Below are 16175 nucleotides of genomic sequence, written 5' to 3'. Positions count from 1 at the left end.
ATGGACATGTATGACCGCATCCAGCGCCGACCGGCCCGGCGGCAGCACATTACGCCGGGTGCGGCCGTTCTGGGGGCCTTTGGGTTTCTGGTGGCAGCAACCTGCGTCGGCATGTTGGTGTATGCGGCACGGTATCAATTGCTGTATCGACGTTTTATCAATGATTTTTCCGCCAGTTTGGCCGCATCCAACAAAATGTCCCTGCGCATGACCTGGCAGGACAAGGATGTGCCCGTCACCACGGACCAGGCCAGCCGCCTGTGCCGCCGCATCACGACGGCCGGGGCGGGGAAGGTGCAAAAGGACGTCCCCGATGGCGACGAATGCCAACTCGTTTTTGGCGATGGCGCTTCGCTGACCATGTGGCAGGTAGATATTCCTGAAAAAAATGCGGCCAACCCTACTGGCACTTTTATCCGCTATGCCGATGCTGACGGGCGAATTTATCAATATGATACCGCCCAATTGCTGTTTACGGAAATCGCTGCAATTTTAGCTTTACCATAGGGGAGGGAACTATATGATTGCTATTGTTGATTACGGCGTGGGGAACCTGTTCAGCTTGTCGTCCAGCGTGCGGAGCCTGGGGGCTGAGGTGCGGGTGACCCATGAAGCCGCCGACCTGCATGCCGCCAGCCATATCCTGCTGCCCGGCGTGGGTGCCTTCGGCGACGCCATGGCCAAGCTGGAGGCTACCGGCCTGGTGCCCGTACTAAAAAAGGAAGTTGAGACCAAGCCGCTGCTGGGCATCTGCTTAGGCATGCAGCTGCTGTTTGACAAAAGCTTCGAGTACGGCGAACACATCGGCCTGGGCCTCATCCCCGGCGAGGTCTGCCCACTGGCGGACGACCTGACCGATGCCAGCTTAAAAGTACCGCACATCGGCTGGAACGCACTGGACATCGTGCCCGGACGCGAGAACGACCCGCTGTTCAAGTACGTGAAAAACGGCGAGTACGTCTACTACGTGCACAGCTACTACGCCAAAAACTGCGCTGCTTCGACCCTTGCCACCAGCGAGTACAGCATCCCTGTCACCGGCGCGGTGCGCAGCGGCAATGTCTACGGCACCCAGTTCCACCCGGAGAAATCCGGCGATACCGGCCTTCGGCTGCTGAGAGCCTTTGCCGAACTGTAAGCTGAACGGAGGGACACTATGAAATTATATCCTGCCATTGACCTGCGGGGCGGCCAGGCCGTGCGGCTCTACCAGGGCGACTACGACCAGATGACCGTCTACAACGCCGACCCCGTGGCCCAGGCCAAAGCCTTTGTGACCGCCGGAGCCAAGTACCTGCACGTTGTTGACCTGGACGGCGCCAAGGACGACACCACCGCCAACCTGCAGACCATCGCCGCCATTGCCAAACAGGGCGGCTTAAAGATCGAGGTCGGCGGCGGCATCCGGGACGAGGAGCGCATCAAGCGCTACCTGGATTTAGGCGTGGACCGCTGCATCCTGGGCACCATCGCCGTGAAAAACTTTGCCTTTACCGCCGAGATGGCGCAGAAGTACGGCGCACAGATTGCCGTGGGCGTCGACATGAAAAACGGCCTGGTAGCCGTGAATGGCTGGAAGGAAGTCACCCCCGAACCGGGCGTGACGTTCTGCCGCCGCTGCGCCGGGGTGGGCGTCAAGGCTATCATCGCCACTGATATTTCCCGGGACGGCACGATGCAGGGCACCAACATGGACCTGTACCGCGAACTGCTGACCATCCCCGGGCTGGAAATTACCGCTTCCGGCGGCATTGCGGCGCTGGACGAACTGGCCGAGCTGCAAAAAATGCACTGCCACGCCGCCATTTTAGGCAAATCCATCTACACCGGGGCCATCGACCTGGCGCAGGCCGTGCGCCTGTACCAGGACTAAATCGGCAGGGGAGGGAAGTTGTATGATAACAAAGCGAATTATTCCGTGTCTCGACGTCAAAAACGGCCGCGTTGTCAAGGGCGTGAATTTTGAGGGCCTGCAGGACATGGCCGCCCCTGTCGAAATGGCGCGCTACTACAACGCATCCGGCGCAGACGAGCTGGTGTTTTACGACATCACCGCCAGCGTTGAGGGCCGCGGCCTGTTCACCGATATTTTGCGGGAAGTTGCCAGCCAGATCTTTATCCCGCTGACGGTGGGCGGCGGCATCAACACGCTGGACGACTTCGACCGCGTGCTGAAATGCGGTGCCGACAAGGTCAGCGTAAATTCCGGCGCCATCCGCAACCCGGGCATCATCCCGGCGGCAGCGCAGAAATACGGCAACCAGTGCGTGGTGCTTTCCGCCGATATTAAACGTGTGGACGGCAAATTTATGCTGTTCGCCAAAGGTGGGCGCGAGAACACCGGCATCGATGCGCTGGATTGGCTGGAGCAGGGCGTCAAAAACGGTGCAGGTGAGCTGGTGGTCAACTCCATCGATACCGACGGCGTGAAGAACGGCTTCGATTTGGAGCTGCTGGACGCCGTGGCCGCGCGGTGCGCGGTGCCCATCATTGCCTCGGGCGGCGCAGGTAAGATGGACGACTTTGTGGAGCTGTTCCGCAATCACCCCGCCGTAGATGCCGGGCTGGCGGCGTCCATCTTCCACACCAAGCAGGTGGAGATTGGCGCGCTGAAACAGTACCTGCGAAGCAATGGTATAGAAATGCGGGTATGACCGCGAAAACCACTTGCCAAAATGCACAGAAAATAGTACAATAAAACTATCTTATTGTTAGGAGTATTTCGCTATGGAAATTACGGAAAACACTAAGACGCTGAAATTTGATGCGAACGGTCTGATCCCCGCCATCGTGCAGGATCACTACACCAAAGAGGTACTGACCCTCGCTTACATGAACGCCGAGACCCTGGCCTTGACGATTGCCGAGGGTCGCACCGTGTTCTGGTCTCGCAGCCGCCAGGAAATTTGGCGTAAGGGCGAGACTTCCGGCAATGTGCAGCGTGTGGTATCCATCACTGCCGATTGCGACAAGGACGCACTGGTCATTGACGTTATCAAAAACGGCCCCGCCTGCCACACAGGGGCCGAGAGCTGCTTCTTCAACCCGGTGTATGTGTCGGACGAGCTGAAGCAGTTCACTTGGCAGGGGCTGTACGAACTCATCGAGGGCCGCAAGACCGACCCGAAAGAGGGCAGCTACACCACCTATCTGTTTGATAAGGGTCTGGAAAAGATCCTGAAAAAGGTCGGCGAGGAATCCACCGAGGTCATCATCGCCGGCGCAAAACGCGATAAAGAAGAGACGATTTACGAGATCAGCGACCTGGCGTACCACGTCATGGTGCTGATGATCGAACTGGGCATTTCGGTCGAGGATATTACCAAAGAGCTGGAAAAGCGGCATGTCATCGACCATAAGGTTAAGCAGGAAAGGATGCAGTAATATGACCGGGGAGTACCTGAAAAGTTCCGTTCACGTTCATTCAAAACTGTGCGACGGCAAAAATACGCTGGAGGAAATGGCAGTAACCGCATGGAAGGCTGGCCTGCAGACGCTGGGTTTCAGCGGCCACAGCCACACCCCCTGCGACTTGGAGTATTGCATGACCCAGAGCCGCACGTCGCTGTACAAGGCAACGATCACCAAGCTGAAAGAGCGCTATGCCGGCAAAATGGACATCCTGTGCGGGCTGGAATGGGATCTTTTCAGTGACGACGACCCCTATGCTTACGATTACTTCATCGGCAGTGCTCACTATGTCAAGGGCCCCAAAACCGGCAAATATTACGAGATCGATTGGCGCGAGGAAGACCTGCGCGCCTGCATCGACGACGATTTTGACGGCGACGGTCTGGCTGTGGCTGAGGCCTACTTTGCCAACGTAGCCAAGGTTGCCGAGAAGAAGCCCACCATCCTGGGCCACTTTGACCTGATCAAAAAGATCAATGACGGCAACAAGTTCTTTGACGAGAACGACCCGCGCTACACCGCTGCGGCTACCTCGGCTCTGATGGCCGCAGCCCGCAGCCGCTGCGTGCTGGAAGTAAACACCTCCGCCGCCTACCGCGGCTTCCGCAAGGATTATTTTCCCTCGGACGCTATCTTGAAGGAGTGGCTGGTGCTCTCCGGCAACGTGGTCATCACCGCCGATGCCCACGACACCAAGGCCCTGACCTACGGTTTCGAGGAAGCCGCCGCCCACCTGAAAGAGCTTGGCTACACCAAGGTGCAGGTGCTGGGCAAGAACGGCTTTACCCCCTGCGAGCTGTAAGATTTTGTAAAATTGCAATCTCCCTGGCTGTGTTTGAGACGATGCAGCCAGGGAGATTTTTTGCGTTGTATAGGGGGTTATGGTATACTGGGAATATAATTTAGGAATCACGGAGAGAAACATGGAAATAAAAGAATATACTAAATTCAAGGCCGATGAAATTTTGCAGCTGTATACGCAAGTTGGCTGGACCGCGTATACGGAAGATATGCCTGCATTGGAGTGCGGGTACAAAAATTCTCTGCTTGTTTTGGCGGCATATGAAAACGGGGAACTGCTCGGCATTGTGCGGGTGGTGGGCGATGGTACCACCATTGTGCTTGTGCAGGATATTCTGGTGTACCCGGTAAGACAAAGACAGGGCATCGGCACTGCGCTGCTTAAGGCGGTGCTGGAACGATATAAGAATGTCCGGCAGATCCAATTGGTGACGGATAATACGCCTAAAACTGTGGCGTTTTATAAATCACTGGGCTTTCTGGATTTTGCAGAGTTTGGGTGCTGCGGGTTTATGCGGGGGTAATTGGCAGATTTATAGAGGAATTTAGGCCCTGAAGGGGTCAATAAGGAGAGCGGTCTAAAAGCGTTAAGAAAATTCAGCACTCCTGCAATTTTTAGCTTTTGGGCCGCTCGACCACATTATTGGGGTTCTTAGGGGCGAGTAGCCCCTAAGCCGGGCCTCCCGCGCTATCGGAAGTAGCGGGCACCTTTTTCGCTTCCTTTTTGGGTGTCCAAAAAGGAAGGCTTAAAGGCAAGATGCCGTTATAAAAGGCCCTGCCGCAAGGTAGGCAGGGCCGCAAAGCCGCGCAAGCAAAAAATTACAAATTTTTCCTATACTCCCTCGGTGTACACCCCACATACCGCAAAAAGCAGCTTCCAAAATGGCTGGGGCTGCTAAAGCCCGTAAACTCCGCCACCTCGGCGATGCTGTACGCCGAATTCTTCAGCAAAATTTCCGCCTGCTGGATGCGGTACTGCATCAAAAACTCCTTGGGCGGCATCCCCAGCATCCGGCGGAAACACCGGCATAACTCGCTGCGGCTGGTCAAGGCCTGCCGGGCCAGCTCTTCCAGGCTGAAATGCTCGCCGTAGTGGGCGTGCATGTAGTTCATGGCGCGCTTCAAGCGTTCCTCGTCCCGTTCCCGCTCCGGGGTCATCGGTTCGGGCGCTTCGCCTTCCTGGCGGCAGAGCAGCAGCCAGATCTGGCTAAGCAAAATTTTTATCTGCAAATGATACAGTACCGGGTGCTGCGTGTACAGCGCCACAATGGCCCGCAGTGCTTCGCCCACGGCCTGCCTGCCGGGAGCCTGCGCGGTCTCGACCAGGGTAAGGCAGCGGGGGCCGCTTTTCAGCATCGCCTCAAAGGCCTCCTGATACACCGCACCGTCCGCACTGCCGCTGAGGAACTCCGGGTCCCATATAAAGGCGTACAGCTTGCCGTACCCCTTTTGCACCGGGTAGATCTGGTGCAGCACACCCCGGTTGACGAATATCAATTCGCCGGGGTGCAGATGCACCGTGCGCCCCTCCATCTGGCAGAGGAACTCGCCCTCGATGATCCAGGAGATCTGAATTTCCTCGTGCCAGTGCCAGCAGATGTAACCGTTTTTGAAGTCCGAGAAGTCGTCCAGATACACGCCCACCGGGAAATCCACGGTGCCGTGCATCTTAGTCTCCCGCAGAGAACTGTCTACCAGCGTTTCGTTCGCTTTGATCTGTTCCATTTTCCCCCGCCTGTTCGAATTTTGTGTTTGGTACATTTTTGATAGTTTATTGCCCTGTTTTGTTTGTATTTCGTACTTTATCTTTTTATAATAGTACCATGTTGACAGTACAAAGGTCAAGCACTACAGGAGGAAAACACAATGAATGATATTATGAATCTCTTTTCGCTAAACGGTAAAAACGCTGTGGTCACGGGCGCCAACACCGGCCTGGGCCAGGGCATCTGCGTGGCGCTGGCAGCTGCCGGTGCCCACGTTTTCGGCGTAGCCCGCCGCAGCTGCGACGAGACCGCCGCCAAGATCGCCGCTGAGGGCGGCCAGTTTACCGAGGTTCGCGCCGACCTTTCGGACTTTGCCGCCATCGATTCTATCCTGGAGCAGGTCCACGCCCACGCTGACCGCATCGACATTCTGGTCAACAACGCCGGTATCATCAAGCGGTGCGACGCCATCGACGTCACCCCCGAGAACTGGGACGCCGTGGATTTCCTGAACGAGAAGATGGTGTTCTTCCTCTCCCAGGCCGTGGCCAAGCAGTGGGTCGCCGACAAAAAGGGCGGCAAGATCATCAACATTGCCTCGATGCTCAGCTTTCAGGGCGGCATCCGCGTACCCGCCTACACCAGCAGCAAAAGCGCCGTCATGGGCATGACCAAAGCCCTGGCCAACGAGTGGGCCAAGTACGGCATCAACGTAAACGCCATCGCACCGGGCTACATGGCCACCAACAACACCAACCAGCTGCGCCAGGATGAAGATCGCAGCGAGGAGATCCTAGCCCGCATCCCGGCAGGCCGCTGGGGCACCCCTGCCGATGTGGGCGGCGCGGCCATCTTCCTGGCGTCGGACGCCGCCGCTTACGTGAACGGCTACACCCTGGCCGTGGACGGCGGCTGGCTGGCCCGCTAAAAATTTTATAAAAAAGTTTTCCGCTTGGTGTAACGCCGGGCGGAATTTTTCGGTTTATAGGTGTGTAAGGGCCCTATCGAATACATAAACCGCAACCTCCTGCACACAATGCAGGGTATGAGGAATTTTTATCATCAGTAGGGAGAACACAACTATGAAACGTATTATTTCCGCTTTTCTTGCTACCGCTGTCTGCACCGCTGCAATGAGCATTGTCTTAACCGCCTGCAGCAGCAAAACAGCCGACTCCTCCACGACTACCCCCGAGAGCACCAGCACGTCTAGCGTGACCGAGACCGCCGAGGATGCCGCGGACAACACCCAGATCCCCAGCCCCATCACCGACCGCGCCAGCCTGGACGAGGTGAACGAGGCCATCGGCTCGGCCATGAAGCACCCCGCCGACCTGGAGCTGACCGACGAAGCCTGGGCGACCATCGACGACGAAGAGAAGAACCCTATCGGCCAGTATACCTTCACCTACAACGGCGGCACCTACACGCTGCGCGCCGCCAAGGATACCGGCGATATTTCCGGCGTGTGGGAGAATGGCACGACCTTAGGCAACGGCCGCGAGGGCGATGTGACCGCCATCACCACCGAAAACGGCGGCCTTTGGTCCCGCTGGTTTGACGGCGACATGCAGTACTCGCTGTACGCCGAGGGCGCTGCCATGGACGACTACACCGCCGTGCGCAACGCCATGGCGTAACCTTATTATAATAAACGGGTCGCTGCGCGGGGATTTTTCCCTGTGCGGCGGCCCTTTTGTGTTATTTTGTTGCTGAAACGACGGGGGAGGTGACGTATAATAGGGGCAATGCAGTTAGTTTGCACTAATTCACGATTTGCCCACCTAATGGGAGGGATATGTGATGTTGTATTCAGAGAAAATGCCCATCTTTACGGCGAAACACCCTGCACAGACCGTGACGATGGACGGAGCCGCCTACGCGCGGGATATGTTTGAAACGATCTTCAAGGACTTCCAGCAGGCAAAGGACGTACACATCACCGGCCTGCTGGCAGACCTGATGAACCAGACTCCCGTGACCGAGGCGGATTTTAGGGCGCTGAAAGCAGGGGACTATGTGCGGGAGATCGAGAAGTTTTTGGAGGGGATGGAGTAACGGAACGGGTCCGTGCTTTGCAGGGGCGGATGCTTGCATCCGCCCGCGGGTCCGCTTGGCGGTCAAAACGATGAACGCCAACCAGCATAGCCGGTGCGCTCGTGCGGTTCAATGTTCCACCGGAGCATTGATCGCTGCGCGACCTCGCAATGCGAGCATCGACCCATACAGGCGTGCAATTCAATCCATGCGGCCAAATTACAGTTCTTTTCCGTCCAATATTGCTTTGGTCAGGGTATCCCCCTCATAATGCAGCTCCAGATGGAAAAACGGAGCATCCTTCGCCAGCAGGTCGAAGAAAATCTTATCGCCCTGCCAGATGGGCAGATCCTGTACGGCCTGCTTGGGCACCCATTCCAGCGTGCCCTCGCTGCAATCGGTCATGGTGCCGGCAAACTGGGTGCAGGTGTACAGGTGCATCCGCTCAGCTGGCCAGGGGGTACAATAAAAATCCACTATGCCGCGGTAGGCCGGGGCCTGCATCGTCAGGCCGGTCTCCTCGGTCACTTCCCTCATTACGCAGGCAAGGGCATCCTCGCCCGGTTCAAACTTTCCGCCGACGCCGACCCACTTATCGTGGTTGGCGTCGTTTTTCTTTTTTACACGGTGCAGCATCAAATAGCAGCCGTCTTTTTCCAGGTAACACAGGGTCGTCTGCAAAAAATCCATGGGGAGAACTCCTTTCGGCAATACCGCATAATCCAGCGGTTTTAGCAAATACTACCACAAATCGCAACAAAACCGCAACGGAGGGACGTTTTATGAAAGCAACCGGAATTGTGCGCCGCATCGATGAATTGGGCCGCATCGTCATTCCAAAAGAGATCAGGCGGACGCAGAGGATACGCCAGGGTGATTCCCTTGAGATCTTTACGGCAGCGGACGGCGAGGTCGTTTTTAAAAAGTATTCGCCGCTGTCGGGGCTGGGGTCGCTCTCCAAGGTGTATGCCGAGGTGCTGGCCAAAAGCCTGGGGCGGCCGGTGGTGGTGTGCGACACCCACCAGATCGTAGCGGCTGCCGGGCCGGGCCGGGGAGAGCTGCTGGGCCGCGCCATCTCGCCGGAGCTGGAACAACTGCTGGCGGCGCGCAGCGTCTACACAGCCCCCGCCGACCGCACCCGCCGCCTACCGATGCTGGAACGCAGCGAGCGGCCGATTTTATGCGCCGCACCGATCTTAGCACATGGCGACATCGAGGGCGGCGTGCTGCTGCCCGGCACCGGGCGGGACGCCCTGCCGGAGGAAGAAGCCGTACACGCTGTGACCACGGCGGCCGCCTTTTTGGCCAAGTGGATGGAAGAATAACGCCGCCCCCGCCCTGGCAGTACCCACTGCACAGGGCGGATTTTTTTACGCTTTCCTTATTTATATAGGACGTCCCGGTTAAATCCAGTGTAGTGCCCGAGCCGGGAAAAGTCAAGAAGCTGCGCGGTTTGTGACGAAACTGTTAAACTTGAAAAAAGTTTGCCGAAACCCCTTGACAGTTTGTAAAACTGGCATATAATAAATTTAGCACTCAGAGATAAAGAGTGCTAAACAAAATTGAAACTTCGCAGCAAAGGAGATGAGCAGCATGGCCATGGATGCCCGCAAGCAGCGTATCCTAGAAGCTATTGTTGCCCTGTATGCCAACGATGGCGAGCCTGTCGGCTCCGGCCTGCTGGCAAACTACTTTGACATGGCACTGTCCAGTGCCACCCTGCGCAATGAGATGGCCGCCCTGACAAAGCTGGGCCTGCTGGAGCAGCCCCACACCAGTGCCGGGCGGGTGCCCAGCGCACAGGGTTACCGTTACTACCTCGATCACCTGATCGATGCCCCTTCCGCCACCACGCTGAGCGATGACGACCGCCGGCACATCGATGACCTCTTCGCCTGCATGGATGCCGAGCCTGAAAAGCTGGTGCCCGCAGCCGCCCGCAGCCTGGCTGATCTGACCGGCTGCGCCGCCGCCGCCACCACGCCCCAGGCGCCGGATCTCTGCATCGCCCACTTTGAGGTCGTGCAGGTGGGCCGCTACTCCGCCGCGGTGCTGGCCGTTACCAGCGCAGGCGGTGTGCGTACCCGCGTGGCGCGGGTGGACACCGGCCTGACCCGGGACGACGCCGCCAATCTGGCGCAGCTGCTCAACCGTGGGCTGACCTTTGTGGCCCCGCAGGACTTGAACCCGATGCTGACCGCCAGCATGGTACTGGCAGCAGGGGAGCGGCTGGCGCCCGTTGTGATGGCCGCCTGTGCGCTGGTAACCACCGGCCCGCAAGCCTGCCTGGAAGGCGCGCAGTATCTGGCAAAGATGCCGGATGTCCGCCAGAACCTGGGTACGCTGCTGGAGATCTTCTCCGATAACGAGGCCGCCGCTGAGCTGATCCGCCCCGAGGGCGGCAAGATCACCGCAACGCTTGGCAGCGACCTTGATCCCGCGATGCCGGGTGCCTGCATCGTAAGCAAGCGGTACTTAGCGGGCGGCGGGTTGACCGGGTCGGTCGCACTGATCGGTTCCACGCGGATGGAATACCACCGCCTGCTGCCGATCCTGAACTACTTTGCCACCAAGTTAGGGCAGAGCATGGCCGGGCAGGGCCAATAAACAAATTTGTAAGGAGGACCCGCAATGAGCCACGAAGCAGAAAATAAAAAAGAAGCTGCGGCCGCATCCGAAGCGGAAAAGACCGTGACCCCTGAGACCGAACCTAAGGCCGAGGGCAAGCATGAAGAGAAGCACGAGAGCAAACACGAACACCACCACGAAAAGGCTGCGCTGGAAGCCAAACTGGAAGCCAGCGAAAAGAAGAACGAGGAGCTGAAGAACCAGTTGCTCCGCACCGCTGCCGAGTACGATAACTACCGCAAGCGCAGCCAACGCGAAGCTGACCAGAAGTTCAATGATGGCGTTTCCCACGCTGTCACCCAGATTTTGGGCATTCTGGACACACTGGACATGGCCGCCAACGCCGTGTGCGCCGATGAGAACTACAAGAAAGGCGTCATGATGACGCTGGACAAAGCCGCCAAAGCGCTGGAGAACCTGAACATCACCGAGATTGAAGCGCTGAACAAGCCCTTTGACCCCAACTTCATGAACGCCGTGCAGCAGGTCCCGCCCGCCGAAGGGCAGGAGAGCGGCGACGTCGTGCAGGTCTTCCAGAAAGGCTACAAGATCGGCGATAAGATCATCCGCCACGCAACGGTCGTCGTTGCAGAATAAGCCTGATTGGGCCGCAAGGCCCGTTCACATAAATTTAGACATTCACCACATTCAAAGCAAATTTGAAGGGAGTTTTATAGTATGAGTAAAATTATTGGTATTGACCTTGGCACCACCAACAGCTGCGTAGCTGTTATGGAGGGCGGCGAGCCCGTTGTTATCGCGAACGCTGAAGGCGCCCGCACCACCCCGTCTGTTGTCGGCTTCACCAAGACCGGTGAGCGTCTGGTTGGCCAGGTTGCAAAGCGCCAGGCTATCACCAACCCCGAGAACACCATCTCCTCCATCAAGCGTAAGATGGGCACTGCCGAGAAGGTCCACGCCGGCGGCAAGGACTACACCCCCGAAGAGATCAGCGCTATGATCCTGAGCAAGCTGAAGGCTGACGCCGAAGCTTACCTGGGCGAGCCTGTCACCGAGGCCGTCATCACCGTTCCTGCTTACTTCAATGACAGCCAGCGTCAGGCCACCAAGAATGCCGGTACCATTGCCGGCCTGAACGTCAAGCGTATCATCAACGAGCCTACTGCTGCTTCTCTGGCCTACGGCATCGATAAGGAAGCCGACCAGAAGATCATGGTCTACGACCTGGGCGGCGGTACTTTCGATGTCTCCATCATCGAGATGGGCGACGGCGTTACCGAAGTTCTGTCCACCAACGGTGATACCCACCTGGGCGGCGATGACTTCGACGAGCGCATCATCAACTGGATGGCTGAGGACTTCCAGCGCGAGAACAATATCGACCTGCGCAAGGACAAGATGGCGGCTCAGCGCCTGAAGGAAGCTGCCGAGAAGGCCAAGATCGAGCTGTCCAGCGCTACCACCACCAACATCAACCTGCCGTTCATCACGGCTGATGCCAACGGCCCCAAGCATCTGGATATGACCCTGACCCGCGCCAAGTTCAACGAACTGACTGCTGATCTGGTCGAGCGCACCATGACCCCTGTCCGCAAGGCTCTGGCCGATGCCGGTCTGAAGGCTTCCGATCTGGCCAAGGTTCTGATGGTCGGCGGTTCCACCCGTATCCCCGCTGTCTATGATGCAGTCAAGAAAGAACTGGGCTGCGAGCCGTTCAAGGGCATCAACCCCGATGAGTGTGTCGCTGTCGGCGCTGCCATTCAGGGCGGCGTTCTGCAGGGCGATGTCAAGGGCCTGCTGCTGCTGGATGTTACCCCGCTGAGCCTGGGCATCGAGACTCTGGGCGGTGTCTGCACCAAGATCATTGACCGCAACACCACCATCCCCACCAAGAAGAGCCAGATCTTCTCCACCGCTGCTGATAACCAGCCCAGCGTTGAGGTCAACGTCCTGCAGGGCGAGCGTGAGTTTGCCCGCGACAACAAGAGCCTGGGCACCTTCCATCTGGACGGCATCGCTCCGGCTCCCCGTGGCGTGCCGCAGATCGAAGTCACCTTCGATATCGATGCCAACGGTATCGTGCACGTAAGCGCTAAGGACCTGGGCACCGGCAAGGAGCAGAGCATCACCATCACCGCTTCCACCAACATGAGCAAGGACGACATCGACAAGGCTGTCAAGGACGCTGAGCAGTATGCCGCCGAGGACAAGAAGCGCCGTGAAGAGATCGACGTCCGCAACAACGCTGACCAGATGGTCTTCCAGACCGAGAAAGCTCTGGGCGAGTTCGGCGACAAGGTTTCCGCCTCTGAGAAGAGCGAAGTCGAGACCAAGCTGTCTGCCCTGAAAGAAGCCCTGAAGTCCGGCACTGTGGACGACATCAAGGCAAAGCAGGATGACCTGCAGAAGGCTTTCTACGCCATCAGCGAGAAGGTTTACCAGCAGGCCGCCCAGGCACAGGGCCAGCAGCCCGGTGCACAGCCCGGCAACGATGCCGGTGCCCAGCCCAAGGATGACGGCGCCGTTGACGCTGACTTCCACGAGGTCTGATCTGTAAGAAAGTAACCCCTTTAGGCCGCCGCCAGGCACCCCCGGCGGCGGCCCTTGGGGGTTTTAGAGAAAATTTTTTCTGCTCCAATATTGCAGGGGCGGATGCTCGTCATCCACCCCTACAGTACGGCAGATAAACATTAAACCCAAATAGAGGGGATAGATTCTATGGCAGAAAAACGTGATTATTACGAGGTGCTGGGGATCGGCAAAAACGCCACCGATGCCGAGATCAAAAGCGCCTACCGCAAGCTCGCCAAAAAGTACCACCCCGACCTGAACCCCGGCGACAAGACCGCCGAGGAGAAGTTCAAGGAAGTCAACGAGGCGAACGATGTACTTTCCGACCCGGAAAAACGCAAGCGCTATGACCAGTTCGGCTTTGCCGGGGTCGATCCCAACTATGGGGCCGGCCAGCCCGGCGGCGGCTTCGGTGGCGGTTTTGGCGGTGGCTTCGGCGGTGCCGGCGGCGTAGACCTGGGCGACATCTTCGGCGACCTGTTCGGCGGCGGATTTGGCGGCTTCGGCGGTTCTTCCCGCGCGAACCCCAACGCCCCCCGCAAAGGTCACGACATCCAGGCCAGCGTGATTTTGACCTTTGAGGAAGCAGCTCACGGCTGCACCAAGAAGGTCACGCTGAACCGGCAGCAGACCTGCCCCGATTGTAACGGTACCGGCTGTGAGCCGGGCAGCAGCCCCGAGACCTGCACCCAGTGCAACGGCCGCGGCTATGTTGTGACCCAGCAGCGCACCCCCTTTGGTGTGATGCAGAGCCAGCAGCCCTGCCCGCACTGCGGCGGCCGCGGTACCATCATCAAGAACCCCTGCAAGACCTGCCGCGGCACCGGCAAGACTTCCGCCCGCAAGACGCTGGAGGTCAAGATCCCGGCCGGTATCGATGACGATCAGAACATTGCACTGCGCGGCCAAGGCGATGCCGGTAGCAACGGCGGCCCTGCCGGTGACGTGATCGTACATGTGACGGTCAAGACCGACGCCGTGTTTGAGCGCGACGGCTACGATGTGTACGTCCGCGTGCCCATCACCTACTCCCAGGCTGTGCTGGGTGCCGAGATCGAGGTTCCCACCGTGGACGGCAAGGTCGCCCAGAAGATCCCCGAAGGCACCCAGAGCGGCACCAAGTTCCGCCTGCGCGGCCAGGGCATCCAGTATTTGAACGGCCGCGGCCGCGGTGACCAGTACGTCATCGTGGATGTGGAGATTCCCAAGAAGCTGAACCGCACCCAGCGCGAAGCCCTGAAAGCCTTTGAGGACAGCCTGAAAGACGACAACTACGAAAAGCGCAAAGGCTTCTTCAAGAACTTGAAGGATCGGTTTACGTCTTAACCATTCGTAAAAAAGGCTCGGACAAATTTCAAGAATTTGTCCGAGCCTTTTTTATTTTGCTTGTATCACAAACACTTGATGAATTCTTGAATTTGCCATATAAATAAAGTAAACTGGCTCCCGTGATAAGGAAGCCAGTTTCAATGTAATTATTTTTTACTCAAATCCTCTTCCATCAGCCGCTTTTTTAGTGGAAGCAGGGCGGCGGGTTCGGCGGCGAAGTGGTGGACGCCGAGGTGGAGGTAGGCGGGCATCTGGTCTACCGAGGCGACTGTGATGCCGCAGAGGTAGACCCGCACGCTAGTGCCCTCGGCCTGGCGCAGTACCTCTTTGACAAGGCGCTGCACAGCAGGGCTGGCGGCGCGGCGGGCCGCGGCGGCGGGGTCCTTCACAAGGCCCAGCGTGTAGCGGGCAAGATCCTCAATATCAATGGCAAGAATCTGCGCCCCGTGGGCAATTAGTTCCCCGGCCAGCAGTGCAGCCGAGGGCATATCCACAATGCAGCCCATCGGCGGCAGGCGATCCACCTCGACACCGCGGCTTTGCAGTTCATCGCGGCAGGCGGTGACCTCCTGCAGGCAGGCGTCCCAGTCCTCGGCCCCCGCGATCATGGGAAAGAGGATACGCAGGTCGCCGCAGGGCGCGGCTTGCAGCAGCGCCCGTATCTGCGGCCACAGCAGACGGTGGTTTTGCAGGCTGTCCTTGACGGTCGCGGTCCAGGGGGCCTCATCGTCGGCGTTGGAATCACAGGTGCGTACGGCCAGCATGGCCCCATTAGCTGCTTCCAGATGTTCTTTCAGCAGGTTCAACTGCTCCTGTTCGGACAGCTCGTTCAAGATCACCGATTCGGTGCGCAGCAGGCCGGTGCCCACCGCGGTCAACGGCAGGGCCTTGTCCTCGGTGCCGTACAGGTTCGTCATCGTCAGCAGGCGGAACGCCGTGCCATCCCTGGTCAGGCAGGGCTGGGCCGCCACGGGGTCGGCCACGCTGCCGTGCAGACGGTTCAGCGCAATTTTGCAATCCGCCTGGGCGATATGCGCGCCGTCCGGGTCCACAATCAGGCTGCCGGTGCCGTCCTCCAGGTTGGCGTCCAGAATGGCCCGTTTGCCGGCGGCCAGCGCGGCCACGCCGTCACCCAATTGCAGCACAGCAGGCAGGCCCATGCTGCGGGCCATGATGGCCGCGTGGCTGATGGTGCTGTCCTGGTTGCTGGCCAGCCCCAGGATCATGCGGCGGTCCAGGCTGAACAGGTCGCTGGGGAAGAAGCGGTCCGCCACCAGAATGCTGGGGCGCTTCAAGTGCAGGCGGCGGCGCGGGCGGCCGTCCAGAATATCCACCACGCGGCGGCAGACATCGCAGACATCCACGCTGCGCTCCTGGATGTACTCATCGTCCACGTCCCGCAGGCGGCGGGCAAAGATCTGCTCGGCCCGCTCGACAGCAGCAGCACCGCCCGCACCGGCGGCTATGTAATCGCCGATCTCATTGGTGAAGGACTCATCCTCCAGCAGGGCGATCTGGAACAGCAGAATGTCCGCATCGGGGCCTTTGGCGCGCTGGCTCAGGCGGCGCAGCTCATCTTTCGCCAGCACCACCGCTACGTCATACAGTGCGCGCTCCCGAAACGGGTCGCAGACGATGCGGTGCAGTCCGGTGGTGCCGTGGTCGATCTGTTCCACAGGGCCGATCACAACGCCGGGCGATGCCGAAACACCAGTAAAGATATGCATGCAG

Annotated in this window: 18 protein-coding genes; 15 read left to right on the top strand and 3 right to left on the bottom strand. The window is 58.6% G+C overall.

The window, feature by feature from the left end; genetic code table 11:
• The 7 genes from OGM81_01135 to OGM81_01105 all read left to right on the top strand — a co-directional run bounded on the left by OGM81_01135 (position 1) and on the right by OGM81_01105 (position 4736).
• A complete protein-coding gene (locus OGM81_01135; GenBank protein UYJ43787.1) occupies positions 1-507 on the top strand; it encodes a hypothetical protein in 507 nt (168 codons plus the stop codon).
• A 13-nt stretch (positions 508-520) separates the two neighbouring features.
• Positions 521-1138 (top strand): imidazole glycerol phosphate synthase subunit HisH, encoded by a 618-nt coding sequence (gene hisH, locus OGM81_01130; protein UYJ43786.1) that lies wholly within the window; start codon positions 521-523, stop codon positions 1136-1138.
• 18 nt (positions 1139-1156) lie between these two features.
• Complete coding sequence (gene hisA / locus OGM81_01125) at positions 1157-1873, top strand: 1-(5-phosphoribosyl)-5-[(5-phosphoribosylamino)methylideneamino]imidazole-4-carboxamide isomerase (protein UYJ43785.1); 717 nt, start codon at positions 1157-1159, stop codon at positions 1871-1873.
• A 22-nt stretch (positions 1874-1895) separates the two neighbouring features.
• Positions 1896-2654: an imidazole glycerol phosphate synthase subunit HisF gene (gene hisF / locus OGM81_01120; GenBank protein ID UYJ43784.1), complete on the top strand. Its 759-nt coding sequence runs from the start codon at positions 1896-1898 to the stop codon at positions 2652-2654.
• 73 nt (positions 2655-2727) lie between these two features.
• Positions 2728-3384 carry a bifunctional phosphoribosyl-AMP cyclohydrolase/phosphoribosyl-ATP diphosphatase HisIE gene (gene hisIE / locus OGM81_01115; GenBank protein UYJ43783.1) on the top strand — a complete coding sequence of 219 codons (657 nt, stop codon included), beginning with the start codon at positions 2728-2730 and terminating at the stop codon, positions 3382-3384.
• Position 3385: 1 nt separating this feature from the next.
• Entirely contained in the window at positions 3386-4213 is an 828-nt protein-coding gene (locus tag OGM81_01110) for a histidinol-phosphatase HisJ family protein (protein ID UYJ43782.1), read from the top strand.
• A gap of 121 nt (positions 4214-4334) precedes the next feature.
• Positions 4335-4736, top strand: a complete 402-nt coding sequence (locus OGM81_01105) for a GNAT family N-acetyltransferase (GenBank protein ID UYJ43781.1) — start codon at positions 4335-4337, stop codon at positions 4734-4736.
• A 295-nt stretch (positions 4737-5031) separates the two neighbouring features.
• On the opposite strand, the gene OGM81_01100 is transcribed toward OGM81_01105, so the two are convergent.
• Positions 5032-5937: an AraC family transcriptional regulator gene (locus tag OGM81_01100; GenBank protein UYJ43780.1), complete on the bottom strand. Its 906-nt coding sequence runs from the start codon at positions 5935-5937 to the stop codon at positions 5032-5034.
• 141 nt (positions 5938-6078) lie between these two features.
• Between OGM81_01100 and kduD the strand changes: the two genes are divergently transcribed.
• The 3 genes from kduD (at position 6079) to OGM81_01085 (ending at position 7976) form a co-directional block, all read left to right on the top strand.
• Entirely contained in the window at positions 6079-6846 is a 768-nt protein-coding gene (kduD, locus tag OGM81_01095; protein ID UYJ43779.1) for a 2-dehydro-3-deoxy-D-gluconate 5-dehydrogenase KduD, read from the top strand.
• Between the two features lie 154 nt (positions 6847-7000).
• Positions 7001-7558 carry a hypothetical protein gene (locus OGM81_01090; protein UYJ43778.1) on the top strand — a complete coding sequence of 186 codons (558 nt, stop codon included), beginning with the start codon at positions 7001-7003 and terminating at the stop codon, positions 7556-7558.
• A gap of 163 nt (positions 7559-7721) precedes the next feature.
• On the top strand, positions 7722-7976 hold the full coding sequence (locus tag OGM81_01085) for a hypothetical protein (GenBank protein ID UYJ43777.1): 255 nt from the start codon (positions 7722-7724) through the stop codon (positions 7974-7976).
• Positions 7977-8174: 198 nt separating this feature from the next.
• Here the strand turns inward: OGM81_01085 and OGM81_01080 are convergent, their stop codons facing one another.
• Complete coding sequence (locus OGM81_01080; protein UYJ43776.1) at positions 8175-8645, bottom strand: 8-oxo-dGTP diphosphatase; 471 nt, start codon at positions 8643-8645, stop codon at positions 8175-8177.
• A 92-nt stretch (positions 8646-8737) separates the two neighbouring features.
• Here OGM81_01080 and OGM81_01075 point away from each other — a divergent pair, with 92 nt between their 5' ends.
• The 5 genes from OGM81_01075 (at position 8738) to dnaJ (ending at position 14441) form a co-directional block, all read left to right on the top strand.
• On the top strand, positions 8738-9280 hold the full coding sequence (locus tag OGM81_01075; GenBank protein UYJ43775.1) for an AbrB/MazE/SpoVT family DNA-binding domain-containing protein: 543 nt from the start codon (positions 8738-8740) through the stop codon (positions 9278-9280).
• Positions 9281-9548: 268 nt separating this feature from the next.
• On the top strand, positions 9549-10562 hold the full coding sequence (gene hrcA / locus OGM81_01070; protein UYJ43774.1) for a heat-inducible transcriptional repressor HrcA: 1014 nt from the start codon (positions 9549-9551) through the stop codon (positions 10560-10562).
• Between the two features lie 24 nt (positions 10563-10586).
• Positions 10587-11180: a nucleotide exchange factor GrpE gene (locus OGM81_01065; protein ID UYJ43773.1), complete on the top strand. Its 594-nt coding sequence runs from the start codon at positions 10587-10589 to the stop codon at positions 11178-11180.
• A gap of 81 nt (positions 11181-11261) precedes the next feature.
• Positions 11262-13094 carry a molecular chaperone DnaK gene (gene dnaK / locus OGM81_01060; protein UYJ43772.1) on the top strand — a complete coding sequence of 611 codons (1833 nt, stop codon included), beginning with the start codon at positions 11262-11264 and terminating at the stop codon, positions 13092-13094.
• Positions 13095-13262: 168 nt separating this feature from the next.
• Positions 13263-14441 carry a molecular chaperone DnaJ gene (dnaJ, locus tag OGM81_01055; GenBank protein ID UYJ43771.1) on the top strand — a complete coding sequence of 393 codons (1179 nt, stop codon included), beginning with the start codon at positions 13263-13265 and terminating at the stop codon, positions 14439-14441.
• Between the two features lie 149 nt (positions 14442-14590).
• On the opposite strand, the gene OGM81_01050 is transcribed toward dnaJ, so the two are convergent.
• Positions 14591-16171, bottom strand: coding sequence for a PEP-utilizing enzyme (locus OGM81_01050; GenBank protein UYJ43770.1), 1581 nt, complete (start codon positions 16169-16171; stop codon positions 14591-14593).
• Between the last annotated feature and the right edge of the window lie 4 nt (positions 16172-16175).

The sequence above is a fragment of the Oscillospiraceae bacterium genome (assembly GCA_025758045.1).
Lineage (GTDB): Bacteria > Bacillota > Clostridia > Oscillospirales > Ruminococcaceae > Gemmiger.
Note: the sequence above shows the minus strand (reverse complement) of the source record. Positions and strands in the feature narration are given on the sequence as shown.